Annotated in this window: 25 protein-coding genes and 1 riboswitch; of the genes, 9 read left to right on the top strand and 16 right to left on the bottom strand. The window is 67.0% G+C overall.

From position 1 onward, the window contains the following. Window positions 1-35: 35 nt before the first annotated feature. The 5 genes from sdhC to ACZ9CK_RS04285 all read left to right on the top strand — a co-directional run bounded on the left by sdhC (window position 36) and on the right by ACZ9CK_RS04285 (window position 4,490). Window positions 36-416, top strand: a complete 381-nt coding sequence (gene sdhC, locus ACZ9CK_RS04305; protein ID WP_074586309.1) for a succinate dehydrogenase, cytochrome b556 subunit — start codon at window positions 36-38, stop codon at window positions 414-416. A 3-nt stretch (window positions 417-419) separates the two neighbouring features. Beyond that, window positions 420-896: a succinate dehydrogenase hydrophobic membrane anchor subunit gene (locus ACZ9CK_RS04300; protein ID WP_426302516.1), complete on the top strand. Its 477-nt coding sequence runs from the start codon at window positions 420-422 to the stop codon at window positions 894-896. An 87-nt stretch (window positions 897-983) separates the two neighbouring features. Then, the gene (gene sdhA / locus ACZ9CK_RS04295) at window positions 984-2,783 is read left to right on the top strand and encodes a succinate dehydrogenase flavoprotein subunit (RefSeq protein ID WP_426302515.1); all 1,800 of its coding nucleotides are present in this window, start codon (window positions 984-986) and stop codon (window positions 2,781-2,783) included. Next, window positions 2,783-3,565: a succinate dehydrogenase iron-sulfur subunit gene (locus tag ACZ9CK_RS04290; protein WP_115789292.1), complete on the top strand. Its 783-nt coding sequence runs from the start codon at window positions 2,783-2,785 to the stop codon at window positions 3,563-3,565. The genes sdhA and ACZ9CK_RS04290 overlap by 1 nt, the downstream gene beginning before the upstream one ends. Before the next feature lie 151 nt (window positions 3,566-3,716). Then, on the top strand, window positions 3,717-4,490 hold the full coding sequence (locus ACZ9CK_RS04285) for an alpha/beta hydrolase family protein (protein WP_476049347.1): 774 nt from the start codon (window positions 3,717-3,719) through the stop codon (window positions 4,488-4,490). On the opposite strand, the gene ACZ9CK_RS04280 is transcribed toward ACZ9CK_RS04285, so the two are convergent. The 12 genes from ACZ9CK_RS04280 to ACZ9CK_RS04225 all read right to left on the bottom strand — a co-directional run bounded on the left by ACZ9CK_RS04280 (window position 4,487) and on the right by ACZ9CK_RS04225 (window position 14,734). Then, a complete protein-coding gene (locus ACZ9CK_RS04280; protein WP_476049346.1) occupies window positions 4,487-5,605 on the bottom strand; it encodes a YihY/virulence factor BrkB family protein in 1,119 nt (372 codons plus the stop codon). The two genes, ACZ9CK_RS04285 and ACZ9CK_RS04280, sit on opposite strands and share 4 nt — an antisense overlap. Next, window positions 5,514-6,203 carry a 2'-5' RNA ligase family protein gene (locus tag ACZ9CK_RS04275; RefSeq protein WP_476049345.1) on the bottom strand — a complete coding sequence of 230 codons (690 nt, stop codon included), beginning with the start codon at window positions 6,201-6,203 and terminating at the stop codon, window positions 5,514-5,516. The genes ACZ9CK_RS04280 and ACZ9CK_RS04275 overlap by 92 nt, the downstream gene beginning before the upstream one ends. A gap of 4 nt (window positions 6,204-6,207) precedes the next feature. Beyond that, a complete protein-coding gene (trpS, locus tag ACZ9CK_RS04270) occupies window positions 6,208-7,290 on the bottom strand; it encodes a tryptophan--tRNA ligase (protein WP_426302511.1) in 1,083 nt (360 codons plus the stop codon). A gap of 18 nt (window positions 7,291-7,308) precedes the next feature. After that, window positions 7,309-8,142 (bottom strand): exodeoxyribonuclease III, encoded by an 834-nt coding sequence (locus ACZ9CK_RS04265; protein WP_476049344.1) that lies wholly within the window; start codon window positions 8,140-8,142, stop codon window positions 7,309-7,311. Between the two features lie 9 nt (window positions 8,143-8,151). Further along, window positions 8,152-8,724, bottom strand: a complete 573-nt coding sequence (locus tag ACZ9CK_RS04260) for a hypothetical protein (protein ID WP_476049343.1) — start codon at window positions 8,722-8,724, stop codon at window positions 8,152-8,154. An 85-nt stretch (window positions 8,725-8,809) separates the two neighbouring features. Beyond that, the gene (locus ACZ9CK_RS04255) at window positions 8,810-9,589 is read right to left on the bottom strand and encodes a nucleotidyltransferase domain-containing protein (RefSeq protein WP_476049342.1); all 780 of its coding nucleotides are present in this window, start codon (window positions 9,587-9,589) and stop codon (window positions 8,810-8,812) included. A gap of 43 nt (window positions 9,590-9,632) precedes the next feature. Continuing rightward, window positions 9,633-10,478, bottom strand: a complete 846-nt coding sequence (locus ACZ9CK_RS04250) for an ABC transporter permease (RefSeq protein WP_476049341.1) — start codon at window positions 10,476-10,478, stop codon at window positions 9,633-9,635. Next, entirely contained in the window at window positions 10,475-11,338 is an 864-nt protein-coding gene (locus tag ACZ9CK_RS04245) for an ABC transporter permease (protein ID WP_426302505.1), read from the bottom strand. The genes ACZ9CK_RS04250 and ACZ9CK_RS04245 overlap by 4 nt, the downstream gene beginning before the upstream one ends. Beyond that, a complete protein-coding gene (locus ACZ9CK_RS04240) occupies window positions 11,331-12,260 on the bottom strand; it encodes an ABC transporter ATP-binding protein (protein ID WP_426302504.1) in 930 nt (309 codons plus the stop codon). Before ACZ9CK_RS04240 ends, ACZ9CK_RS04245 begins: the two co-directional genes overlap by 8 nt. A gap of 148 nt (window positions 12,261-12,408) precedes the next feature. Further along, window positions 12,409-12,696 carry an SHOCT domain-containing protein gene (locus ACZ9CK_RS04235; RefSeq protein ID WP_426302503.1) on the bottom strand — a complete coding sequence of 96 codons (288 nt, stop codon included), beginning with the start codon at window positions 12,694-12,696 and terminating at the stop codon, window positions 12,409-12,411. Between the two features lie 161 nt (window positions 12,697-12,857). After that, window positions 12,858-13,523 (bottom strand): response regulator transcription factor, encoded by a 666-nt coding sequence (locus ACZ9CK_RS04230; RefSeq protein WP_426302502.1) that lies wholly within the window; start codon window positions 13,521-13,523, stop codon window positions 12,858-12,860. Beyond that, complete coding sequence (locus ACZ9CK_RS04225; protein WP_476049340.1) at window positions 13,520-14,734, bottom strand: sensor histidine kinase; 1,215 nt, start codon at window positions 14,732-14,734, stop codon at window positions 13,520-13,522. The genes ACZ9CK_RS04230 and ACZ9CK_RS04225 overlap by 4 nt, the downstream gene beginning before the upstream one ends. 208 nt (window positions 14,735-14,942) lie before the next feature. On the opposite strand from ACZ9CK_RS04225, the gene ACZ9CK_RS04220 reads away from it, so the two are divergent. Then, entirely contained in the window at window positions 14,943-15,389 is a 447-nt protein-coding gene (locus ACZ9CK_RS04220) for a CHRD domain-containing protein (RefSeq protein WP_476049339.1), read from the top strand. A gap of 116 nt (window positions 15,390-15,505) precedes the next feature. Here the strand turns inward: ACZ9CK_RS04220 and ACZ9CK_RS04215 are convergent, their stop codons facing one another. Further along, complete coding sequence (locus tag ACZ9CK_RS04215) at window positions 15,506-16,399, bottom strand: bifunctional methylenetetrahydrofolate dehydrogenase/methenyltetrahydrofolate cyclohydrolase (RefSeq protein ID WP_426302499.1); 894 nt, start codon at window positions 16,397-16,399, stop codon at window positions 15,506-15,508. An 8-nt stretch (window positions 16,400-16,407) separates the two neighbouring features. Beyond that, the gene (gene glyA / locus ACZ9CK_RS04210) at window positions 16,408-17,703 is read right to left on the bottom strand and encodes a serine hydroxymethyltransferase (RefSeq protein ID WP_426302498.1); all 1,296 of its coding nucleotides are present in this window, start codon (window positions 17,701-17,703) and stop codon (window positions 16,408-16,410) included. A 107-nt stretch (window positions 17,704-17,810) separates the two neighbouring features. Continuing rightward, a riboswitch (ZMP/ZTP riboswitch) is annotated at window positions 17,811-17,896 on the bottom strand. Between the two features lie 32 nt (window positions 17,897-17,928). Between glyA and purU the strand changes: the two genes are divergently transcribed. From purU to ACZ9CK_RS04195, 3 genes are all read left to right on the top strand, one after another. Next, on the top strand, window positions 17,929-18,792 hold the full coding sequence (gene purU / locus ACZ9CK_RS04205; protein ID WP_426303392.1) for a formyltetrahydrofolate deformylase: 864 nt from the start codon (window positions 17,929-17,931) through the stop codon (window positions 18,790-18,792). 116 nt (window positions 18,793-18,908) lie between these two features. Continuing rightward, window positions 18,909-19,610, top strand: coding sequence for a class I SAM-dependent methyltransferase (locus ACZ9CK_RS04200; protein WP_476049338.1), 702 nt, complete (start codon window positions 18,909-18,911; stop codon window positions 19,608-19,610). Between the two features lie 84 nt (window positions 19,611-19,694). Then, window positions 19,695-20,213, top strand: coding sequence for a gamma carbonic anhydrase family protein (locus ACZ9CK_RS04195; RefSeq protein ID WP_426302496.1), 519 nt, complete (start codon window positions 19,695-19,697; stop codon window positions 20,211-20,213). 52 nt (window positions 20,214-20,265) lie between these two features. Here ACZ9CK_RS04195 and ACZ9CK_RS04190 read toward each other — a convergent pair whose 3' ends face one another. Together ACZ9CK_RS04190 and ACZ9CK_RS04185 are read right to left on the bottom strand one after the other, a co-directional pair. Continuing rightward, window positions 20,266-21,993, bottom strand: a complete 1,728-nt coding sequence (locus ACZ9CK_RS04190) for a flavin monoamine oxidase family protein (protein WP_476049337.1) — start codon at window positions 21,991-21,993, stop codon at window positions 20,266-20,268. Continuing rightward, window positions 21,993-23,429 (bottom strand): amino acid permease, encoded by a 1,437-nt coding sequence (locus tag ACZ9CK_RS04185; protein ID WP_476050854.1) that lies wholly within the window; start codon window positions 23,427-23,429, stop codon window positions 21,993-21,995. The genes ACZ9CK_RS04190 and ACZ9CK_RS04185 overlap by 1 nt, the downstream gene beginning before the upstream one ends. Window positions 23,430-23,529 lie beyond the last annotated feature (100 nt).

Below are 23,529 nucleotides of genomic sequence, written 5' to 3'. Positions count from 1 at the left end.
TGCCAGCGCCGCTGTGATGCAGGAAGGTTTATTCAGTGCCGACAAAACCAGCTGGCACCTTGTACCGCGGCCGTGAAGGCATGTGGTCCTGGGTTGGACACCGTATTACGGGTGTTGTGATCTTTTTCTTCTTGTTGGTCCATGTCCTGGACACCTCACTGGTGCGCGTGTCCCCCGAGGCCTACACGGCCGTCATCGGCGCCTACAAGAACCCCCTCATGGCCTTGGGTGAAACCGGCCTTGTCGCAGCGATCATCTTCCACGCCTTCAACGGCCTGCGCGTGATCGCCGTCGACTTCTGGAAGAAGGGCGCGAAGTACCAGCGCCAGATGCTGTGGGTTGTCCTCGCGCTCTGGCTGGTGACCTTCGCAGGCTTCGCCATCCGCCACCTGTCCCTCGCATTGGGAGGCCACTAAGCCATGACCGCCATCCAGAATCCACGCAGTGGACAAATCGGCTCCGGCAAGATCGCGCCGCAGTACAAGCGCACCGGCGGCAGCAAGGGCAACTTCGAGATGCTCGCCTGGCTGTTCATGCGCCTTTCCGGCGTCGTCCTGGTGGTGCTGATCTTCGGCCACCTCTTCGTGAACCTACTGGTCGGCGAAGGCATCCACGCCATCGACTTCGGATTCGTTGCCGGCAAGTGGGCCGATCCGTTCTGGCAGTTCTGGGACCTCGCCATGCTGTGGCTCGCGATGCTGCACGGCACCAACGGTGTGCGCACCATCATCAACGACTACGCCGAAAAGGACGCCACCCGCTTCTGGCTCAAGGTGGTCCTCTACGCTGCCAGCGCAGTCATCGTCATCCTCGGCACCCTGGTGATCTTCACCTTCAACCCGTGCCCCGTGGTCGACGGCGTCCAGCTGCCGGGCGGTTTCTGCCCCGCACCGTAGGGTTGCTGCCGCGCCGCCCTTGGGCGGCGCCCACACTGGCGGAGCAGCTCCGCTGACCATCTGACTTTGAGAGAAAGAGCATCTGGTATGCAGGTCCATAAGTACGACGTCGTTATTGTCGGTGCCGGTGGCGCCGGCATGCGCGCCGCGATCGAATCCGGTCAGCGTGCGCGCACAGCAGTACTGACCAAGCTTTACCCCACCCGTTCCCACACCGGTGCAGCACAGGGCGGCATGTGCGCCGCCCTGGCAAACGTTGAAGAAGACAACTGGGAATGGCACACCTTCGACACCATCAAGGGTGGCGACTACCTGGTTGACCAGGACGCAGCCGAGGTCATGGCGAAGGAAGCCATCGACGCCGTGCTGGACCTGGAAAAGATGGGCCTGCCGTTCAACCGCACGCCCGAAGGACGCATTGACCAGCGCCGTTTCGGTGGCCACACGCGTGACCACGGCAAGGCCCCTGTGCGCCGCGCATGTTACGCAGCCGACCGCACCGGCCACATGATCCTGCAGACGCTGTACCAAAACTGCGTCAAGCACAACGTCGAGTTCTACAACGAGTACTACGTCCTGGACCTCCTGCTGGTCGAAGAGGACGCGGTCCGTGAGGACGGCACCCCCTATAAGCAGAAGCGCGTAGCCGGTGTGGTGTCCTACGACCTCGCCTCCGGCGAACTGCACGTTTTCCAGGCCAAGTCCGTGGTCTTCGCTTCCGGTGGCGCGGGCAAGGTCTTCAAGACCACGTCCAACGCCCACACCCTGACCGGTGACGGCATGGGCATCGCCTTCCGTCGCGGCATCCCGCTGGAGGACATGGAGTTCTTCCAGTTCCACCCGACCGGCCTGGCCGGCCTGGGCATCCTGCTCACCGAAGGCGCGCGTGGCGAAGGCGCCATCCTGCGCAACTCCGAAGGTGAGCGCTTCATGGAGCGCTACGCCCCCACCATCAAGGACCTGGCCCCGCGTGACATCGTGGCCCGCGCCATGGCCAACGAAGTCCGTGAAGGCCGCGGCTGCGGCCCGAACAAGGACTACGTGCTCCTTGACCTGACGCACCTGGAGCCGGAACACATCGAGGCCAAGCTCCCGGACATCACCGAGTTCGCGCGCACCTACCTCGGTGTGGAACCGTTCACGGACCCGGTACCGGTGTTCCCGACGGCGCACTACGCCATGGGCGGCATCCCCACCAACATCTCCACGGAGGTGCTGCAGGACAACGACACCACCGTCCCGGGCCTGTTCGCCGCCGGTGAGGTCGCCTGCGTTTCGGTCCACGGCTCCAACCGCCTCGGCACCAACTCCCTGCTGGACATCAACGTCTTCGGCAAGCGCGCCGGCATCGCCGCCGCGGAATACTCCAAGACCGCCGACTTCGTGGAACTCCCCGAGGATCCCGAGGCCCAGACCCGCGGCATGCTTAACGGCCTGCTGGGCGGCACCGGCACCGAACGCGTGGCCCAGATCCGCAAGGAACTGCAGGACACCATGGACGCCAACATGCAGGTGTTCCGCACGAAGGAATCCCTGGAACAGGTGCTCAGTGACATCGCTTCCTTCGAGGAGCGCTACAAGAACGTGGTTGTCCAGGACAAGGGCAAGCGTTTCAACCTGGACCTTCTGGAGGCCGTTGAGCTCGGCTTCCTCCTGGACATGGCGAAGGTCATGACCGTGGGTGCCCTGCACCGCGAGGAATCCCGCGGTGGCCACTACCGTGAAGACTTCCCGGACCGTGATGACGAGAAGTTCATGAAGCACTCCATGGCTTACAAGGATTCCTCGGTGACCACCGAGTCCTCGGCCGAGTCCGTTGCGGGCATCCGTCTGGAGACCAAGCCCGTTGTCTTCACCCGTTACGAGCCTATGGAGCGTAAGTACTAATGACGAGCGAAATGGCTGAGCCGGCCTCCAAGATCGAGCTTCCTGCGGGCGTTGGCGGGGGCGGGGAAATCCCCACCTTCAACATCACCCTGCGGGTCCGCCGCTACAACCCGGAGGTCTCCGAAGAGGCTGCCTGGGAAGACCACCAGCTGACCATGTACGGCACGGACCGCGTGCTGGACGCCCTACACAAGGTCAAGTGGGAGATCGACGGTTCGCTGTCCTTCCGCCGCTCCTGTGCCCACGGCATCTGCGGTTCCGACGCCATGCGCATCAACGGCCGCAACCGCCTGGCCTGCAAGACCCTGCTCAAGGACCTGGACACCTCCAAGCCCATCACGGTCGAACCCATCAAGGGCCTGCCGGTCGAAAAGGACCTGATCGTGGACATGGAACCGTTCTTCCAGTCCTTCCGCGAGGTCATGCCGTTCCTGATCAGCAAGGGCCACGAGCCCACCAAGGAACGCCTGCAGTCCATCGAGGACCGTGAGCGCTTCGATGACACCACAAAGTGCATCCTGTGCGCTGCCTGCACCTCCTCCTGCCCGGTGTTCTGGACCGACGGCCAGTACTTCGGCCCGGCAGCGATCGTGAACGCCCACCGCTTCATCTTCGACTCCCGTGACGACGCCGGCGACATGCGGCTGGAGATCCTCAACGACAAGGAAGGTGTGTGGCGCTGCCGCACCACCTTCAACTGCTCCGAGGCCTGCCCCCGCGGCATCCAGGTCACCCAGGCGATCGCAGAGGTCAAGCAGGCCATCCTGGCCCGCAAGATCTAGCGGTTCCCCCGAGGACAGCAGTACAGCCCGACGACGGCGTCCCACCCTCCGGTGGGCCGCCGTCGTCTGCGCTTAATCACCCAGGCCCCTGCCGGGCACCAGCCGCCCCGCGCCATAGGCTGGTCGGCAGGAACATACGAAAGGCGGACAGGTGTCCACATCCGTGAAGGTCAGTTTCGAAGGCAGCACCGGCGCCCTGTTGGCCGGCATCCTGGACGTGCCCGAAGGCCCGGTGCGCGGCTGGGGGCTCTTCTCGCACGGCCTGACTCTTGGCAAGGACAGCCCGGCCGCGTCGCGCATCTGCAAGGGCCTGGCGGAGCAGGGCGTAGGCATGCTGCGCTTCGACAACCTGGGCCTGGGAGGTTCGGCCGGCGACTGGTCGGACGGCTCGTTCAGCGTGAAGGTGGCGGACACCATCAAGGCGGCAGAGTTCATGCGCAGCCAGGACAAGGGGGTCTCGCTGCTGGTGGGGCACTCCTTCGGCGGCGCGGCAGTGCTGGCGGCCGCGGGCAGCCTCCCCGAGGTGGCGGCGGTGGCCACCGTGGCCGCGCCGTTCCAGCCCCGGCACGTGGAGCACATGTTCGACGCCGAGGTGGGCACCATCCTCAGCGAAGGCAGTGCCGAGGTGAACCTGGGCGGCCGCCGCATCGAGATCCGGCGGCACTTCGTGGAGGACATCGAACGGGCCGACCTGCGGGACTGCATCCGCACGCTGCACCGGCCACTGATGGTGCTCCACTCCCCCACGGACAACACCGTGGGCATCGAGAACGCCAGCGAGATCTTCCAGACCGCCCGGCACCCGCGCAGTTTCGTCTCCCTGGAAGGCACGGAACACCTGCTCACGGGCAAGGGACAGGCGGCACGGGTGGCGCGGATCATCTCCGCCTGGGCAGGCCAGTACCTGGATAACCAGGGCGCCTAAAGGCGCACGGGCCGCGAGCCGAGCGTCTGCGTCTTCCGGTGCTCCGGCCTGCCGAGGTCCGCCTCCCGGATGGCGGACCAGGACGCGGAGAGCAGATAGACCTGGCTGACCAGGTTGAACCAGATCAGCAGGCCGATGATGATGGCGAACGGCGCCAGGATGGGATTCTGGCCGGCGCGGGCGAGCAGTTCGGTGCTGAAGACCTGCAGCACCGTGGTGCCCACGGCTGCCAGGACCGTCCCCTCAAGGAACGCCCGCCTGAGAAGATGCAGGCCGCCAGCCAGGCGGAACATCACCACCGCCGTGGCCCAGTTCAGCAGCAACGGCACCACCAGCTTCACGGCGCCTGCCATCGGCACGGCAACCCGCTCGTCCAGGCTCAGCAGCCCGATCAGCCAGTTGGCCGCAGTGCCGAAGACGATCGACACGCCCGAGCTGGCGACCAGTGCCACGCCCAGCAGCAGCAGGGTGCCGGCGTCGGACAGTTTCACCAGCACGGGGTTCCGCTTCAACGGAGGCAGATCAGCCACTCCGCGCAGGCCGTCGCGCATGCACGCGATCCAGCGGAGCGAGGTGAACAGGGTGACGGCCGCGGCGATGACCGCCGCCAGGCCGAGTCCGCCCGGATTGAGCAGGTCCTGCGGGTCGACGAGTCCTTCGCCCCCCTCGACCTTCAGCAGGCCCGGGGCGCTCTTGGCGATGTTCGCGACCACTGCGTCCACGAGGGCCGGCTGTCCGGCGAGCACCAGGCCCGCGATGGAAAAGCCGGTGGCCAGGAGGCCGGTGACGGCGAAGAACATGTTGAAGCCGATTCCCGCGCTCATCAGCGGGCCGTGAGCAAGGCTGTAGTGCTGCCAGACGCGCATCGGGCGGAACACGTTGAGCCGGGCCAGCAGGAGCTGCGTAAGCGCCAGCAGCCGGGCCGCAAGTCCCTGCCCCGAGCGGCGGGCCTTGCCCCATTCGATCCTGCGGTGGATCAGGGCCACTTTGAGCTTGGCGAGGTCGGTGGGCAGCGGTGCGTCCTCAGCCCCGCTTAAGGCCTTGCCGTGCCCGGACTGTTGCTTCTTGGACAGTCGCCGTTTGGTCAGTCTCTGCTTCGTCAGTATCGCCGCCAAAGTCGAATTCTTCCCGTAGCTGCCAGATTCCGTTGCTGTCGTGCTCGTAGAGTCCCATGCTAGCCACAGGGAAGGTGGCGCTGTAGTCCTTCAGCACGGATTCGGCTTCGTCGAGGTTCTCTGGGGCGACGTCGTGCGCAACGGTGACGTGCGGGTGGTACGGAAAGGGAAGCTCGCGTTCCAGCGGGCCGCTTTGCAGCTGTTCGTGCAGGCTGACGCACTCGCCGAAGCCGTCCTCGACCCTCAGGAAGACCACCGGGGAAACGGGCCGGAAGGACCCAGTGCCGGAGATGGTGACAGTAAACGGGGCCTGACGGCCGGCGATGCTGCGGACGTGGCGGGTGGTGGCTTCCCAGTCCCGGGACGGCGTGGTGGTGACCAGGGTGATGTGCGCAGGGATGACCCCGGCCATGGGGTCACCGAAGGACGCGCGCCATTGCTGCAGTTCCGCGGCGATGTCCGGCGGGAAGCTCAGGATGACGCCGACGCTCGGGCTGTCGCCGTCGCTTGCCGCTTCTTTCGCCAGGGCACCCGTGGCCGGGCCGGCCCCCGTCGTGCGGGAACCGGCCTCGGCCGTGAGCTTGCTGGCAGGGCACATCGCCTTAGCGGGATCCCTGCTGGCCGCCGTAAGGCAGGAAGCCTACCTTTGCGTAGACGTCCGCGAGTGTGGCCGAGGCGATCTCGCGGGCCTTGTCCGCACCGTGGGCCAGGAGGCGGTCCAGTTCGGCCGGGTCCGCCAGGAGCTCGTGGGCCCGCTCGCGGATCGGGGCGAGGTGGTTGGTGACCAGTTCGGCGAGGTCCACCTTCAGGTGGCCGTACATCTTGCCTTCGTAGTCCGCCACGATCTTCTCCACGGGCCGTCCGCTGATGGTGGAGTAGATGGTAAGCAGGTTGGAGATCCCGGGCTTGGCTTCGCGGTCGAAGCGGATTTCCGTCTCGGTGTCCGTCACGGCGGACTTGATGCGCTTGGCCGTGGTCTTGGGATCGTCCAGCAGGTTGATCAGGCCCGCAGGGGATTCCGCGGACTTGGACATCTTCGCCGTGGGGTTCTGAAGATCGTAGATCTTGGCGGATTCCTTCTGGATGAAGGCCTCCGGCACCTGGAAGGTCTCGCCGAAGCGGGAGTTGAAGCGGTTGGCCAGGTCCCGGCTGAGCTCGACGTGCTGGCGCTGGTCTTCGCCCACGGGAACCCCGTGCGGCTGGTAGAGAAGGATGTCCGCCGCCTGCAGGATCGGGTAGGTGAACAGCCCGACGCTGGCCTGGTCCGTGCCCTGCTTCTGGGCCTTGTCCTTGAACTGGGTCATCCGCGAGGCCTCGCCAAAGCCGGTGATGCAGTTCAATACCCACGCCAGCTGGGCGTGTTCGGGCACCTGGGACTGGACGAACAGGGTGCACTTGTCCACGTCCACGCCGCCGGCGATGTACTGCGCCGCGGTCACGCGGGTGCGCTGGGCCAGCTCGGCAGGGTCCTGCGGGACGGTGATCGCGTGCAGGTCAGGGATGAAGAAGATGGCGTCGTACTCGTCCTGCATCCGGACCCAGTTGACCAGGGCACCGATGTAGTTGCCCAAGTGCAGGGAGTCTGCAGAGGGCTGCATGCCGGAGAGCACGCGGTGCTTCTGGCCTGCGGCGAGCTTGGTGGATGTTGCGGGCACGGCAACGGTTTCAGTCGTGGAGCTTGTCATGGAACACTTTCGGGAAGCTTAGAGCCGGTAGTCCACTACCAGCGGGGCATGGTCGGAGAAACGGGTGTCGTATGACGCAGCCCGGTCAACGACCGCAACGACGGCAGCGTCGGCGAGTCCCGGGGTGGCCATGTGGTAGTCGATGCGCCAGCCTGTGTCGGTATCGAAGGCCTTGCCGCGCTGGGACCACCAGGTGTAGGGGCCGTCAATGGCTCCCGCCAGGCCCCTGTGGACATCCCTCCAACCGATTTCCTCGCCGAAGAAGCGGTCGAAGTAGGCACGTTCCTCCAGGAGGAAGCCTGCCCGCTTCGTGTTGCCCTTCCAGTTCTTGATGTCGAGCTCGGTGTGGCCCACGTTCAGATCGCCTACCACCAGCGCGTGTTCGCTGTGCTTGGCCAGTTCAGGCAGCCGGTTGACCATGATGTCCAGGAAGCGGTACTTGTCCACTTGCTTGGGGGTGTCCACTTCGCCGGAGTGCACATAAGCGCTGACCACGGTGAGGGTGGTGTTTTCCCCGGACGCGGTCTTGACGGAGTAATCCGCCTCGACCCAGCGGCCGGCGGTGGCGAAGTAGTCGTCGCCGATGCCCACGCGGGTGGCCACGGGTTCCTGGCGGGAGGCGATTGCCACACCGGCGCGGCCCTTCGCCTCGGCTTCGGCGTGCAGGATGTACCAGCCCTCGCCGATCAGCTCACGGACAATAGCGTCGGGCGCACGGACTTCCTGCATGCACAGGATGTCCACCTCGCGGGGCTCCAGCCATTCGGCCATGCCCTTGCGGTAGGCGGCGCGGAGGCCGTTGACGTTGACCGTTGCGATGCGAAGGAAATCCTTCTTCAATGCCGAACTCACCCGCCTACTCTAATCGATGATGGTGCCGGTCACGGGCTCCCCGGAGTCACCGGAGGCCTTGATCATGTCCCGCGCGTTGGCGGAGGTGATGGCGATGGTCTCCAGTGCCCGGTTGATGGTGTCCTGGTTGGCCGCCTCGCCCTTGGCCCGCTCGTCCTCGATCACACGGACCTGGACCTGGACGATCTTGAAGGAGTGGTCCAGCTTGAGGTCCCGGATATCCTCCGCTTCGCTGCGTTCGGCAACCACCCTGGTGCCGCCATGGTCCGCGCTCGACGACGACGGTGCCCGGCCGGTAGCGGCGTTGAAGGCATTCTGTGCCTCGGTGAGCTTCTGGCCGGCCCTGCGCGCGGCTTTCTGGATGCTGAACACCACAAAGGCCGCGAGAAGCAGCCAGCCCAGCGAGATCACGGCGACAATCCAGCCCACCACGTCGTTCTGGTTGGCAGCGAAGATCACGGCCACCAGGAAGGCGATGAGCACCACGGTCATGCCAAGCCCGCCGATGCGGAAGCCCTTGAACAGGCCCTGCGCCGGGGACTGGGACGGAACAGAAGACGGAGAGTCGCCAAGAGATTGCATTCCCCTATTGTCGCAAACTCCGCAGGCCGGCCGGGCCGCTTCCACCTCCGGCGAACACCCTTTCGGGGCGGGCCCGATCGTCGCCTCAGGCGCCGGCTTCGGCCAGGGCGGCGTCGAAGAGCTCCGCGGCCTGCTCGAGGGCCGCTTCGAGGCGGGCGGGCTCGCGCCCGAGGGCACCGATGATCCCGTCCAGTCCGCGCAGGCCGGCCCGCTCGAGCAGGCGTTTCTCGTTCGTGATCCATTCGGAGCGGACCGCCAGCACGGCATGGCCCGCCATGGCCCCGGCGACGGCGAGCGACCCGGCCGTCTCCGCCAGCTTCCCCCTGCCGGCGAATGCGCCGCGCGCGTAGCCGAGGGTCATGTGTGCCCGTTCCATCCAGGCCCGGGGAGCGGATTCGCGCAACGCCTGCGGGTAATCCGGGCGCGGCAAACTGCCGCGGAGGACTCGGTTAATGGCAAGTTCTGCGGCCAACAGGTAGCTGGGGATTCCCGCCAGGTGGAACAGCAGCGGCTCGATGTGGAAGCGGCCCTGCCGGGCCTCGTCCAGTTCCCGTTCGACGACGTCAAGGTCCCGGTAGTGGACGTCCGCCTTGCGGCCGTCGATCTCCAGCCACGCACCGCCGTTGAAAACGCCGCCGCCCCAGCCTCCGACGTCGGACACACTGCCCTGCCAGCCGAGCGCGCGCAGATCCTCCGGGTCGAAGGCGCCCCGGTAGTAGAGCGCGAAGTCCCAGTCGCTGTCGGCGGTGTGGGTCCCCGCCGCCCGGGAACCGCCGAGCGTCACGGCCTGCACCGCGGGCAGGGTGGCGAGGCGGTCCGCCACATGGTCAAGGAACTCATGGTCAAGGAACAGGGAATCGTCCATGGGTGTGCCTTACATCCGGGTGGGGAGGGTGCCGTAAGCGATCCTATTTCAGGAACAGCTTGCGCAGCCGCCCGGTGGTGAGCGATACCCCGAGCACGATCATCACCAGGTAGTAGCCGATGTGGACCGCCGTGGCGGGGCTGAAGGCACCCACGCTGATCTGCCGCAGCAGTTCCACGCCGTGCCAGAGCGGCATGGCCTGGATGAACCACTGGATGCTTTCCGGGTAGACGCTCAACGGGTAGAACGTGGCGCTGAACAGGAACATCGGCAGCATGAAGAAGTTGATCCAGTCCATCTGCTGGAAGGTCTTCATGAAACTGGTGATGCCCATGCCCAGGCTCGCGAACCCGAAGGCGATCAGCAGTGAAGCCGGGATCATCAGCACCGCCCAGGGCGTGGTGAGCAGTCCCATCACGCCCATCACCGCGGTGAACCCGGTGGCGTAGAGCAGCCCGCGGAGCAGCGCCAGGAAAATCTCGCCTATGGCCACGTCCAGCGGGCCCAGCGAGGTGTAGAGCATGCCCTGGTACAGCTTGGCGAAGTTCATCTTGAAGAAGACGTTCCACGTGGAATCGTAGACGGCGCCGTTCATTGCGGAGACCGCCAGCAGCGCCGGTGCGATGTACGCCGCGTAGCTGATCATCTGCCCGCCCGGGCCCTCAACGTCCCCGACGATCGTGCCCAGCCCGACGCCCATGGCGATCAGGTACAGCACCGGTTCGAAGAAACCGGAAACCAGGATCAGCCAGGTGCTGCTTTTCGCGGCCATGAGGCCGCGCGCGACGACGGCCTGGACGTTGCGCGAATAGAGGGCACCAAACTTCCGCTGCCGGGCAGCCTCGGTGACGCTGTGCGGCCCGCCTGGCCCTGCTGCAACCGTGCTCATTGCCCCATCCTTTTCACGAACTGCCGCCGGGTCAGGATCCAGCCGGCAGCGGCCGCGGCCAGCAGGTAGGCCACGTGGACCACGGTGAGCACGGGATTCTCCTCCATACCGTAGGTGAACACCCGGCCCAGCTCCGTGCCGTGCCACACCGGGGAGATCCAGCCGATCCAGCGCACGGCCACGGGCAGGGAATCAAGCGGGAAGAACGTTCCGGAGAACAGGAATAGCGGGACCACGATGAAGCGCTGCACGAGGGCGAACTGGCCGCTGTCCTTGGTGATGCTGGAAGCGTAGGCCATGAGCGGAAGCCCGAAGGAGAGCCCGGCCACCGTGGCCACCAGGGCGGACATCCAGCCCCAGGCTCCGGGCGAGCCGCCGAACAGGGCGACGATCACGAAATATGCCACGGACTGCACCAGGAACTTCAGGGTCACGGCGATCACGTGGCCGGCGGCAATCTGCTGCGGCACCAGCGGAGAGGCGTGCGGGCCGTAGAAGACCCGCCGCCACTTGAAGCCGTCCATGATCGGGTAGGAGAACTCCCCCGACGCCGTCATCACCGCCGCCGAAACGATGAGCGCCGGCGCGATGAACTGCAGGTAGCTGACCCCGCCGAACGCCGCCGCCCCGTTGGCATCCACGAGCGTGGCCAGGCCAACACCCATGGCGAAGAGGTACGCCGCCGGTTGGGCGATGCTGTACATGATGAAGGACCAGAAGTAGCCGCGCATCACCCGCAGCACCTGTTCGGCGTAGAAGAAGGAGCCCCAGCGCCGGGCCCGGGCGGCCGAGACGGCAGGAGGATGCGCGCGCAGGGCAGCGGCCGCCGTCGGAAGCTGATTGTCCGTTCCGCTAGTCAACGAGACTCCGTCCGGTCAGCCGGAGGAAGACGTCCTCCAGCGAGGAACGGCGCACCAGGGACGTCAGCGGGCGCAGGCCGCGGGCGGAGACCTGCTCGAGGGCGGCCTCGCCGTCGTCCGCGTAGATCAGCACCCGGTCCGGCAGGGTTTCCAGCCGTTCGCCGACGCCTTGGAGTTCGGCGCCGATGGTGGCGTTGCGCTCGGAACCGAAGCGCAGTTCCAGGACCTCGCGGGTGGAGTGTTCGCGGATCAGCGAGGCGGGCGAGCCCTCGGCCATGATGTGGCCCTTGTCCACCACGATCAGCCGGTCGCAGAGCTGCTCGGCTTCGTCCATGTAGTGGGTGGTGAGGATCAGCGTGACGCCCTGTTCCTTGAGGCGGAAGAGCCGGTCCCAGAGGATGTGCCGCGCCTGCGGGTCCAGGCCGGTGGTGGGCTCGTCGAGGAGCAGGATCTTGGGCTCGTTGATCAGCGAGCGCGCGATGGTGAGCCGCCGCTTCATGCCGCCGGAGAGCGCATCCACGCGGGACTTCGCTTTGTCCGTCAGCTGCGCGAACTCCAGCAGCTCGTCCGCCTTGGGCCGCAGGTAGCTCAGCGGCAGGCCGAAGTAGCGGCCGTAGACGATGAGGTTTTCCCGGACTTTGAGTTCTTCGTCCAGGTTGTCCTGCTGCGGCACCACGCCCAGGTGCGCGCGGACTTCCGGTCCGTTCACGTCCGGGTCCAGGCCCATGATGGTCAGCTTCCCGGAACTGCGCTGCGAGACGCCGCCGATCATCTTCATGGTGGTGGACTTGCCCGCGCCGTTGGGTCCGAGGAGACCGAACGACTCCCCCGGCGGCACCTCGAAGGAGATGCCGTCGACGGCGGCGACGTCGCCATAATTCTTGCGCAGCAGCTCGGCGCGGATCACTGCATCAGGGTTCATCTGGGTACTTGCTGGAGTGGTTGCGGAGCGGGTGGCTTCATTGTGCACCCTCAGCACCTTAGTTGAGCCATGAAAAACGTGAAAGAGCTATTGCACAACTTTCTGGAACAATCCGCCCGGAAAGCGTCCCTCGCAGAGGATGTGCACGCTACTTCGGATTCGCGCGCAGCACTTCGAGGCGCTGGCGGTATTCGGTCTCGTCGATCTCGCCGCGGGCGTAGCGTTCGCGCAGCACCCCTTCTGCACCCTGGGTGGCGGCCCAGTGGTGGTTGTGCCGCCAACTGCGGCGCGCGAAGAAGATGAAGAAGCCGATCACCAGAATCCAGAAGAGCGGGATCAGCAGGAACAACGGCCAGAAGCCACCGCCGTCCCACGGGCCGTGGGCGGCGACAGCGGCAGGCACGTTGGCTGCCAGAGCGCTCAGTGATGTGAACATGTCAGGGTCCAAACTCTTGGCGGTCAGGTCCGGCGTTTCCGGGCCGTCCGAGCCTCTTTGCGGCTCTGCATCCAGTCTGTTTTCCGGGCCACCGGAATACGTCTGCCCCAGGGAGGCAATCCGGGCCCGCCGCCTACTCCCCCGGGAGGCCGCCGAGTGCTTCAGCTGCTCCAGCCGGGCCGGACCAGGCCCGATTCGTAGGCCAGGACCACCAGCTGGGCCCGGTCCCTCACCATGAGCTTGTTCATGATCCGGGAGACGTGGGTCTTCGCGGTGAGCGGCGTGATGAAGAGCCGCTCGGCGATCTCGGCGTTGTTCAGCCCTTCACCCACCAGCGCCAGCACTTCGCGTTCGCGCCCGGTGATCTGCTCCAGTGCCACCGGTTCCGCGGACGCCCGGCTGTGCAGGGCCAGCTGGGCCATGATGCGGCGGGTCACCGACGGCGAAAGGAGGGCGTCGCCGTCGTGCACCACGCGCACCGCGCGGATGAGCTCCGCCGGTTCGGTGTCTTTGAGCAGGAATCCCGCGGCACCGGCCCGCACGGCTTCGGCGATGTATTCGTCCAGTTCGAAGGTGGTGAGGATGATGATCCGGGTTCCGGCCAGCCGCGGCTCCGCCATGATCCGGCGGGTGGCGTCCAGGCCGTCGCCGTCGGGCATGCGGATGTCCATAAGCACGACGTCCGGCGCCTCCCGCAGGGCCAGCCCGACGGCGTCCCTTCCGGTTCCGGCCTCGCCCACCACCTGCATGTCCGGCTCCGCGTCCAATAGCGCGCGGAAGCCGGCGCGGATGAGGGTCTGGTCGTCGGCCAGCAGGATGCGGATCATGGTCCGGTCCCTTCTGCCAGAGGAAGCGTTGCTTTGACCCGCAGGCCTCTGTTCGGCGGAAGACCGTCCAGCGGCAGCAGGGCGAGGCTGCCGCCCAGCGCTTCCACCCGCTCCCGCATCCCGGTGAGCCCGTTGCCCGGTTCCGCCCCGCCCTGCTTCGACCAGTCCAAGCCTGCGCCGTCGTCGTCGACCGTCACCTCCAGCGTGTTCCCGGCAAGCGCAAGGCGCACGACGGCGGCCGACGCACCGGAGTGCCGGCGGACGTTGCTCAGCGCTTCCTGGACCACCCGGTAAGCCGCCTCCTGCTGCGCCTCACCCGCCCCGGGCAGCTCCGGAGGGCCTTCCAGGTCCACTCTGAGGCCGGCCAGCCGGGCATGCTCCACCAGTTCCGGAATCCGGGCCAAACCGGGCCGTGCCCCCGGATGCAGCGGGGCATCTTCGCGCAGCACGCCCAGCAGTTGCCGGACCTCGGCCAGGGATTCCTTGCTGGCCGCCTTGATCGCCTCCAGTGCCGGGCGGAGCCGCTCGGGTTCATTCGCGCCCAGGTGCAGGGCCACGGAGGCCTGGACGTTGATCATGGACAGCGAATGGGCCACGACGTCGTGGATATCCCGGGCGAGGGTGAGCCGGTATTCGTCCCGCTCTGCCTGCTCGGCGGCCGCACGCCGGCGGCGGTACTCGGCCAGCTGTTCCCTGCGCCGCCGGAACCCCTCGCCCAGGAGCACGAGGATGGCCGCCCAGGCCGCGGCGGCGGAGAAACGAAGAGGCCAGGCCTCGTCGCCGACCAGCAGGGACCAGAGCAGGACTGTCGCCGCTGCACTGCCGGCGCCGAGCCAGGCCAGCCAGCGCAGCCCCGCCGCCGCGCTCAGCATCAGCGACACCGCGAAGGACACCACCACAGGACCCCAGGGGTAGCCGGCTAGGAGGTAGGCAAGCGCTGCGGCGAAGGTCAGGGGCACCATCAGCACCGGCATGCGGCGGCGCAGCAGGAGGGCGGCAGGACCGGCAAGGAGCAGCACCAGGGCGAGCGCGTCAAGGGGCCGGGCGCCGGCCTGGTGGCTGGCGGCGAAGGCCGTCCCGAGCACCTGGATCAGCGCCACCCCGATGGCAATGAAGGACGTGGGCGGCCCCTTGCGCCTGCCGAATCCGGGGCCCGGGCTGAAACGGGGTCCCCCGTCGAAGCCGCGTCCGCCACTGAAACCACGCTGCATGCTCCGAGCCTAGCCCCAGGTGCGGCCGGCGTCGTCCGGTTCAGGGAGCAAGGCGCCTACTCCCGCGGGAGTAGCCGGCCGGCCGGAGTCGCGCTCTGTTGAATGGCCTGTTGCCCGGCCCTGTTTTGCGGCCCACGCCGGGCGTACCGTGGTCAACGTTGGGGGACTTCCGGTAAGCAACAGCGCTTGTCTGCAAGGAGGACCAGAAATGCCAGCAAACCGCACACTCAAACCGCTCGCCGTGCTGGGCGTCATCACCGCCCTGGTAGCCGGGGGCGCCGGTGCCGCCACCGCCAATCCGGGAGGGACCCCGGCGATCCCGCTGAACACCGAGCAGGAAACCACGGGCTCGAACACCGGGGCCAGCGGCTTCTTCAGCTACACGATCGACGGCGGAGAACTCTGCTACACGCTGACGGCGCGGAACCTTTCCGCCGCGGCGGGGGCGGCCCACATCCACCTCGCTCCGCGCGGCGTCGCCGGCCCTGTACAGGTGCCCCTCACCGTGGGCAGCGGAACCAGTTGGACCCAGGAGGCCTGCACCACAGCCGACCCCGCGCTCCTCGCGGCGATCGCGGCCAGCCCCCGCAGCTACTACGTCAACGTGCACACCCCTACGTTCCCGGGTGGTGAGATCCGCGGACAACTGAAGTAGGGCGGACGCAAGCTGCCCGGAAACGGCGACGGCGGCAGCCGGGCTGGCTGCCGCCGTCGTCGGGGCGGGTGGACGCACAGCGGTGCGTCCTGTTCATTTGCCGTTCGGGCTGAGGGTCAGGCCTTGGCGGCTGCCCGTTCCGCCGCTTCGACCACATTGGTCATGAGCAGCGCGACGGTCATCGGACCGACGCCGCCCGGGTTCGGCGAAATCCAGCCGGCCACCTCGGCGGCGGCGGGGTCGATGTCGCCGTGGACGCGGCTCTTGCCGGTCTCCGGATCGGTTTCACGGGTGACCCCGACGTCGAGCACCGCGGCGCCTGGCTTGACGTCGGAGGCCTTGACGACGTGCTTCGCACCCGCAGCACCTACGATGACGTCGGCCTGGCGGAGCAGTTCCGACATGTTGGTGGTGCCGGTGTGGGTCAGGGTGACCGTGGCGTTGATTTCACGCCGGGTTAGCAGCAGCCCGATGGAGCGGCCGATGGTCACGCCGCGGCCCACCACCACCACGTGCTTGCCGTTGAGGTCGTAACCGTTGCGCTGCAGGAGCTCGATGACGCCGCGGGGTGTACACGGCAGCGGCGAGGTGATCTTGCCGTTGACGTTCAGTACCAGCCGGCCGAGGTTGGTCGGGTGCAGGCCGTCGGCGTCCTTGTCGGGATCGATCCGTTCCAGGATCGCGTCCGTGTCAAGGTGCTTGGGCAGCGGCAGCTGGACGATGTAGCCGTGGCAGGCGGGGTCCGCATTGAGCTCGTCAATGAGGGCCTCGACCTGTTCCTGGGTGGCATCCTCGGGCAGCTCGCGCTGGATCGAGTTCATCCCGATCTCGTGCGACTGCTTGTGCTTCATGGACACGTACAGCTGGGAGGCCGGGTCGGCGCCGACCAGCACGGTGGCGATGCCAGGCGTGATGCCGCGCGCCTTGAGCGCCGCGACCCGTTCCGTCAGCTCGGCCTTGATGGCGGCCGAGGCCGCCTTGCCGTCGAGGATCTTTGCAGTCTGTTCCATTGTTGGGGTCACCACTGTTCGTGCTCGGGGTAAAGCGGGAAGTCTGCAGCCAGCTTGTCGACGCGCGCCTGAAGGGCCTCGACGTCGGTGGCGGAGCCGGACTTCAGCGCGGTGGCGATGATGTCAGCGACCTCGGTGAACTCGGCGGCGCCGAAGCCACGGGTGGCCAGGGCCGGGGTGCCGATACGCAGGCCGGAGGTGACCATCGGCGGGCGCGGGTCGAACGGCACGGCGTTGCGGTTGACCGTGATGCCCACGGAGTGCAGGAGGTCTTCGGCCTGCTGGCCGTCCAGCTGGGAATTGCGCAGGTCAACGAGGACCAGGTGCACATCGGTGCCGCCGGTGAGGACCGAAACGCCGGCCTCGGCGACATCGGCCTGGGTGAGGCGCTCGGCGATGATCTTGGCGCCTTCCAGGACGCGCTGCTGGCGCTCCTTGAATTCCTCGCCCGCGGCGATCTTGAAGGCCACGGCCTTGGCTGCGATGACGTGCATCAGCGGGCCGCCCTGCTGGCCCGGGAAGACGTTGGAGTTGATCTTCTTGCCGTACTGCTCCTTGGCCAGGATCACGCCGGAGCGCGGGCCGGAGAGGGTCTTGTGCACGGTGGAGGTGACGACGTCGGAGTGCGGCACCGGGCTCGGGTGCAGGCCTGCTGCGACGAGGCCGGCGAAGTGGGCCATGTCCGTCCAGAGCAGTGCGCCAACCTCGTCCGCGATGGAGCGGAAAGCGGCGAAGTCCAAGTGGCGCGGGTAGGCGGACCAGCCGGCGATGATGACCTGCGGCTTTTCGGCGATGGCCTGCTCGCGGAGCTTGTCCATGTCCACGCGGAAGGTGTCTTCTTCCACCTGGTAAGCGGCAACCTTGTACAGCTTGCCGGAGAAGTTCAGCTTCATGCCGTGGGTCAGGTGGCCGCCATGGGCCAGGGAAAGGCCGAGGATCTTGTCACCCGGGTTGATCAGGGCGGAGAGGGCCGCGGCGTTGGCCTGGGCGCCGGAGTGCGGCTGGACGTTGGCGTACTCGGCACCGAAGAGGGCCTTGACACGGTCGATGGCCAGTTGCTCGGCGATGTCGACGTATTCACAGCCGCCGTAGTAGCGCTTGCCCGGGTAGCCCTCGGCGTACTTGTTGGTCAGAACGGACCCCTGTGCCTCCATGACGGCACGGGGAGCGAAGTTTTCGGAAGCGATCATTTCCAGGGTGCCGCGCTGGCGGCCGAGTTCCTGTTCCAGGACGGCTGCGATCTCGGGATCGAGTTCGGCAAGCGGCTGGTTACTGATGGTCGCGGAGGTGATGTTGGTCGACACAAAGATCTCCTGGCTAGGGAACTGGTACTTCTCACAGGTCAGGCTACCGTCTGGCATATCCGCCGTGCTCTTGATTACGGGGCAAGGCAGGCCAAAGGCAAGACATGACCCTCGGCCCAGGCGTACGATCCGTGGTCTTCATCCTTGCCGCTCCCTGGTGGTTCACCACCCAACGCCAGTCGCGACGGTCTTAACAGTACAGCAGCCCTGCGACGGTAGGCTTGTCTGGTGATTGACTCCACCCCTCCCGCGTCTTTTGTTGTCACCCTGTCCTGCCCGGACCGGCCCGGAATCGTCCACGCCGTGGCCGGCGCCCTGCTTGGGGCCGGATGCAACATTGCCGATTCCCAGCAGTACGGCAGCCCGACCACCGGGAACTTCTTCATGCGGGTGGAAGCCACCACGTCGTCCACGCAGGACGGGCTGGCAGCGGCCCTGGAGCCGGTGGCGGCGGAGTTCGGCATGAAGTGGGACATCAACCCCGTGGGCCGGAAGCTGCGGACCCTCATCATGGGTTCCAAGGACGCGCACTGCCTCAACGACCTCCTCTTCCAGCAGCGCAGCGGCACCCTGCCCATCGACGTGCCGGCCATCGTCTCCAACCACCGGGACCTCGAAGGCCTCGCCGCGTTCTACGGCATCCCGTTCCACTACATTCCCGTCACCGCGGATACCAAGCCGCAGGCCGAGGCACGCCTGCTGGAGCTGATCAAGGCACACGACGTCGAACTGACCGTGCTCGCCCGCTACATGCAGGTGCTCTCCAATGAGCTGTGCGCCGAGCTCAGCGGCAAGGCCATCAACATCCACCACTCCTTCCTGCCGTCCTTCAAGGGCGCCAAGCCCTACCACCAGGCCCACGCCCGCGGCGTGAAGCTGATCGGCGCCACCGCCCACTACGTCACCGCGGACCTGGACGAGGGCCCTATCATCGAGCAAGAGGTCATCCGGGTGGACCACGCCCGCACTGCCGCCCAGTTCGTCCAGATGGGCCGGGCCGTCGAAGGCCGCACCCTGGCGCAGGCCGTGCAGTGGCATGCCGAGCACCGGGTACTGCTGGACGGCACCCGGACGGTCGTCTTCAACTAGGCCCGGGTCGTTCCACCGGGCAAACAACGTTTCGGGAGGCGAAACCGGCGCAGCCCGCCCCGTGGCGGAAACTCCAAGCCCGCCCTCTCCGTTCCGTTGAGGTTTACCCTTGATCCATGGAGGGGGAACAACGTCCGCTCGGCCACAAAGGCAACGACCATGAGCCCGGCGGCTATGAAATCGACCTTGCGACGTACTACAACCGCGAGGCTGCTGCCCGGGATGCGCGTCCGCTGCCCCCGCGGCGGGTGGCTTGCCGGGAGTGGTTCATCAGCTTCCTCAAGTCCGAACATCGGCACGGCCTGCTCGAACTCGGCTGCGGTTCCGGCGTCGACGGCCTCGGCTTCATCCAGGCCGGGCTGCACTACGCCGGGGTCGACCTCTCGGAAGAAAGCGTCCGCCTGGCCCGCGCGAAGGGCCTGGACGCCTCGGTGGCCAACGGCCGCGCGCTTCCGTTCGCGGACGCCGCATTCCCCGCGGCCTGGACGATGAGCACCTTGCTGCACGTGCCCAACAACGCAATCGACGACGTCGTCCGCGAACTCGTGCGGGTCACCACACCCGGTGCGCCGATCGCCGTCGGGCTCTGGTCAGGCGACGACGAAGAGGTCCTGAACCCGGAGGACGACATCGAACCGCGGCGCTTCTTCAGCCGCCGCAGCGACGCCGCGGTGCGGGAGATCTTCGGCCGGCACGGCGTAGTGGAGCATTTCGAGACGTGGCCGGAGGGCCAGGGCGCCGAATCGGGACCCGGCGCCGGGCAGTGGGTGCAGCACTATCAGTTCCTGGTGCTGCGGACGCCCGCCCCGCCCAACTAGCTCGCAGTTGTTGTCGTTATGGGCGCCCATAACGACAACAAATGCGACCCAGTTGGGTCAGCGCGCTCGGTTAGGCTTGCCTGCATGGCTCCCATTTACACCTTCGCCGGGGACACCCCGGAGATCCATGAAACCGCCTTCGTGGCACCCAGCGCTTCGATCATCGGCAAGGCCAGCCTGGGCGAAAACGCGAGCGCCTTCTACGGCGTCTCGGTGCGCGCCGACACCGCCGCGATCCGCGTGGGCGCGGGCTCGAACCTGCAGGACAACGTGGTGCTGCACGCCGACCCCGGCTTCCCCTGCACAGTGGGCGAGCGCGTCAGCGTGGGCCATTCCGCGGTCGTGCACGGCTGCACGGTCGAGGACGACTGCCTCATCGGCATGAGCGCAACCATCCTCAACGGGGCGGTAGTCGGCAGCGGCTCGCTCGTGGCCGCGGGCGCCGTCGTGCTCGAAGGCACGGTCATCCCGCCCCGCTCACTCGTGGCCGGCGTCCCGGCGAAGGTCCGCCGCGAGCTCAGCGACGAGGAGTTCGAGGGCGTCAAGCACAACGCCGCGCACTACATTGAGCTCGCCGCGGCGCACCGGGAGATGCACAGCTAGGCGCGAAATCAGTGGCCGGGTCCGCCCGGTTGCAGTAGGCAGCCCCAGCCACCTAGTCCAGGCTGATCGGCCCGTACTCGGCCAGCAGCTCGCCCGGTCCGGGGTTGCCTGCCGCGGAACTGCCGCCCAGGTGGTTCACCACGCCCCACACGGCGTTCAGGCCGGTGGTGACGGCGCCTTCGGCCCAGCCGGCGGTCCAGGAGACGTCGTCGCCGGCCAGGAAGATGCCGCGGTGGCGCGCCTCAAGCTGAGACTGTTCGAAGTGGGTGTAGAGCCGCTGTTGGTACCGGTAGTGGCCTGGCAGGTTGGCCTTGAAGGCACCCATGAAGTTCGGATCCGATTCCCAGGACACGGTGATCGGCTGGCCCACGATGTGGCTGCGGATGTCCAAGCCCGGGTAGATCTGTTCCAGGGAGTGGATCATGAGGTCGGCACGCTGTTCGGCGTCCAGGCTCAGCCACTTGAGGGCGTCATCGTTCCACGTGTAGGAAAGCAGGATGACGGCAGGCTGGTCCGGGCCGTTGTCCAGCAGGTAGGTGCCACGCGTGAGGCGGTCCGTGAGGGTCATGGACATGACCTCCTGGCCGGTCTGCGGGTCGCGGTCCTTCCAGAACGGACGGTCCACCATCACGAAGGTCTTGGAAGACTGCATGTAGTGCGAGCGCTCGATCGCGGTCCACAGCTCGGCCGGGAACAGGGCCTCCTCGGTCTTGATCCTCGTGGAGAGCAGCCAGGACTGGCAGGTGGTCACGACGGCGGCGTACTCGCTGCTGCGGCCCCAGCGTTCGGTGACGGCGATCCGGGAGGTGGGGGCGCCGTCGTCGTCGTTCACGCGGGCGATCCCCGCCACGGCGCCGCGCGGCGAACCGGAGTGCAAGGACGCCAGCGAGGTGCCGTCCGGCCAGTGGGCCATGCCCGACGGCGCGTGGTTCCAGAGTGCCTCCGGCAGGCGTTGCGCTCCCCCGGCGATGCCGCGGTGGTGGTCGTCGGCGTCGGTGTAGACCACACGGAGGATTTCCAGGATGGAGTTGGGGAAGTCGGTGTCCCAGCCGCCGGTGCCGAAGCCCACCTGACCGAAGGCCTCGCGGTGTGCGAAGCCGGCTTCCTTGAAGGCGCGGCTCTTGGCGACGAAGCCGGAGAAGGTCTCCTCATCGAAGTCTTCCAGGAGTCCGTTCCACAGCCCCTTGACGCGGGCGGTGTCGCGGGCCTTGATGGCCTCCTGCATTTCCTCGAAGCGGGCATCCTCGCGCAGGGCGGCGCGCCAGGCCTCGGCCACCTCGTGGAAGAACGCGGGCAGGTCCGATGCCTTCTCGGCATAGAACTTCTCGCCCTTGAGCTCGATCACGGTGCTGGAGGTGGGCGGGGCGAGCGGGTTAGGGAACTCCTGGGTTTCGAGGCCCAGCTTGTCGATGTAGTGGTACAGGGCCTTGCTGGAGACCGGGAAGCGCATGCCGCCCAGGTCCGCCACCACGCCGGGCGCGGCCGGGAAGGATGCGGTGCGCAGGCGTCCGCCGATCTGGTCGGCCTCGTAGACCACGGGCTTGAGGCCGAGCTTCATGAGCTCGTAGGCGGTGACCAGCCCGGACACGCCTGCGCCGACGACGGCCACTTCAGTGCCGTACAGCTCTTCCGGGACGCTGCCCAGGCCCGCCGGGTGCTGCAGGTAGTGGTCGTAGCTGAACGGGAAGTCAGGGTTCAGCATGGTGATCGGGGCACTTTCCGTCTCCGCCGGGACGGACCCAACGGGTGCGCTTGCGGGCAGTTCGGTGGCGGTGGTCATCAAAGTCCTGCCTTCACGGTTTCCGGGTCGGTTTCCTCGTCGACCCTGGCGGATAGTTCACGGTAGTCCTGCTCACTGAGGGCGGCTACCTTCGAGTTGCGGCGTCCATAGCCGAAGTAGAGTCCGATTCCCACGAGCATCCACGCCCCGAACACCAGCCAGGTTTCGGCACCGAGGTTGGCCATCAGGTAGGCGCACATGAGGGTGCCCAGGATGGGGGTGAGCGGGTACAGCGGGACGCGGAAGTTGCGCTTGAGGTCCGGGCGGTTGCGGCGCAGGTAGATCACGGCCACGTTGACCAGGGCGAAGGCGAAGAGGGTGCCGATGCTAGTGGCGTCCGCGAGCGCCCCGAGCGGGATGAAGCCGGCGGTGAGTGCGACGGCGGTGCCCACGATCAGGGTTCCGGCCACCGGAGTGCCGGTGCGGCGCGAGACGCGGCCGAAGACCTTCGGCACCAGGCCGTCGCGGGACATGGAGAGCAGGATGCGGGTCTGGCCGTAGAGCACCGTGAGCACGATGCTGGCGATGGCCATCACGGCCCCGACGGCGAACACCAGGGCGATCCACGGCTGGTGGGTAGTCTCTTGGAGGATCTGCACCAGGGCGGCTTCCGTGCCATCGAACCAGCCCCAAGGGCGGGCGCCGATGGCGGCCACGGCCACCAGGACGTAGATGCTGGTGACGATCAGCATGGAGAGCATGATGGCCCGCGGCAGGTCCCGCTTGGGGTTCTTGGCTTCCTCACCAGCGGTGGAGGCGGCGTCGAAGCCGATGTAGGAGAAGAACACACGGGAGGCTGCGGCGGAGACACCGGCGGCGCCCATGGGCATGAGAGGTTCGAAATTGCCGGCGTTGAAGGCAGTGAAGGCCACGGCGCAGAAGAAGACCAGGATGCCCACCTTCACGGCGACGATCGCGGTGTTGATCCAGGCGCTTTCGCGGGCGCCCCGCACCAGCAGCACCATGGCCAGCAGGACAATCACGACGGCGGAGATGTTGACCGCTCCACCCTCAACCGGGGACAGTGCGAGGGCATCGGGCAGGGCCAGGCCGAAGACGCCGAGGGTCTCGTTGACGTACTGGCCAGCGCCAACCGCCACGGCGGCCACGGAGACGGCGTATTCCAGGACCAGGCACCAGCCGCAGATCCAGGCCATGCCTTCACCCATCGTGGCGTAGGAGTACGAGTAGCTGGAGCCGGCCACCGGGACGAGGCCCGCCATCTCGGCGTAGGACACGGCCGAGAGCAGGGCCGCGAAACCGGCAATCACGAAGGAGATCCAGATGGCGGGTCCGGCCAGCGGCACGGATTCGCCGAGGATCACCAGGATGCCGGTGCCCAGGGTGGCGCCTACGCTGATCATGGTCAGCTGCAGGACACCGAAGCTGCGACGGAGCGGGGTGCCGCCTTCGCCGTTGCCGGCCTCTTCGACCATCTGGTTGATCGGCTTGCGGCGCAGCAACTGCGCGCCGAGGCCGGGCCGGCTGGCGCCGGCCTTTGTTGCGGGGTTGGCGGACACAGTCACCGTTGACGTC

It is taken from the genome of Arthrobacter sp. TE26545 (assembly GCF_056279005.1).
Note: the sequence above shows the minus strand (reverse complement) of the source record. Positions and strands in the feature narration are given on the sequence as shown.

Bases quoted from the DNA above. Each gene is read 5' to 3' on its own strand.
- ACZ9CK_RS04240 (WP_426302504.1), bottom strand. From the start codon at position 12,260: ATGAACCCTGATGCAGTGATCCGCGCCGAGCTGCTGCGCAAGAATTAT.
- ACZ9CK_RS04195 (WP_426302496.1), top strand. From the start codon at position 19,695: ATGGCTCCCATTTACACCTTCGCCGGGGACACCCCGGAGATCCATGAA.
- ACZ9CK_RS04275 (WP_476049345.1), bottom strand. From the start codon at position 6,203: ATGTGCCCTGCCAGCAAGCTCACGGCCGAGGCCGGTTCCCGCACGACG.
- ACZ9CK_RS04215 (WP_426302499.1), bottom strand. From the start codon at position 16,399: ATGGAACAGACTGCAAAGATCCTCGACGGCAAGGCGGCCTCGGCCGCC.
- ACZ9CK_RS04185 (WP_476050854.1), bottom strand. From the start codon at position 23,429: ATGGTCGAAGAGGCCGGCAACGGCGAAGGCGGCACCCCGCTCCGTCGC.
- ACZ9CK_RS04235 (WP_426302503.1), bottom strand. From the start codon at position 12,696: ATGTTCACATCACTGAGCGCTCTGGCAGCCAACGTGCCTGCCGCTGTC.
- ACZ9CK_RS04225 (WP_476049340.1), bottom strand. From the start codon at position 14,734: ATGCAGCGTGGTTTCAGTGGCGGACGCGGCTTCGACGGGGGACCCCGT.
- ACZ9CK_RS04220 (WP_476049339.1), top strand. From the start codon at position 14,943: ATGCCAGCAAACCGCACACTCAAACCGCTCGCCGTGCTGGGCGTCATC.
- ACZ9CK_RS04290 (WP_115789292.1), top strand. From the start codon at position 2,783: ATGACGAGCGAAATGGCTGAGCCGGCCTCCAAGATCGAGCTTCCTGCG.
- ACZ9CK_RS04255 (WP_476049342.1), bottom strand. From the start codon at position 9,589: ATGGACGATTCCCTGTTCCTTGACCATGAGTTCCTTGACCATGTGGCG.
- ACZ9CK_RS04300 (WP_426302516.1), top strand. From the start codon at position 420: ATGACCGCCATCCAGAATCCACGCAGTGGACAAATCGGCTCCGGCAAG.
- ACZ9CK_RS04250 (WP_476049341.1), bottom strand. From the start codon at position 10,478: ATGAGCACGGTTGCAGCAGGGCCAGGCGGGCCGCACAGCGTCACCGAG.
- sdhA (WP_426302515.1), top strand. From the start codon at position 984: ATGCAGGTCCATAAGTACGACGTCGTTATTGTCGGTGCCGGTGGCGCC.
- ACZ9CK_RS04190 (WP_476049337.1), bottom strand. From the start codon at position 21,993: ATGACCACCGCCACCGAACTGCCCGCAAGCGCACCCGTTGGGTCCGTC.
- ACZ9CK_RS04230 (WP_426302502.1), bottom strand. From the start codon at position 13,523: ATGATCCGCATCCTGCTGGCCGACGACCAGACCCTCATCCGCGCCGGC.
- trpS (WP_426302511.1), bottom strand. From the start codon at position 7,290: ATGACAAGCTCCACGACTGAAACCGTTGCCGTGCCCGCAACATCCACC.
- ACZ9CK_RS04260 (WP_476049343.1), bottom strand. From the start codon at position 8,724: ATGCAATCTCTTGGCGACTCTCCGTCTTCTGTTCCGTCCCAGTCCCCG.
- ACZ9CK_RS04200 (WP_476049338.1), top strand. From the start codon at position 18,909: ATGGAGGGGGAACAACGTCCGCTCGGCCACAAAGGCAACGACCATGAG.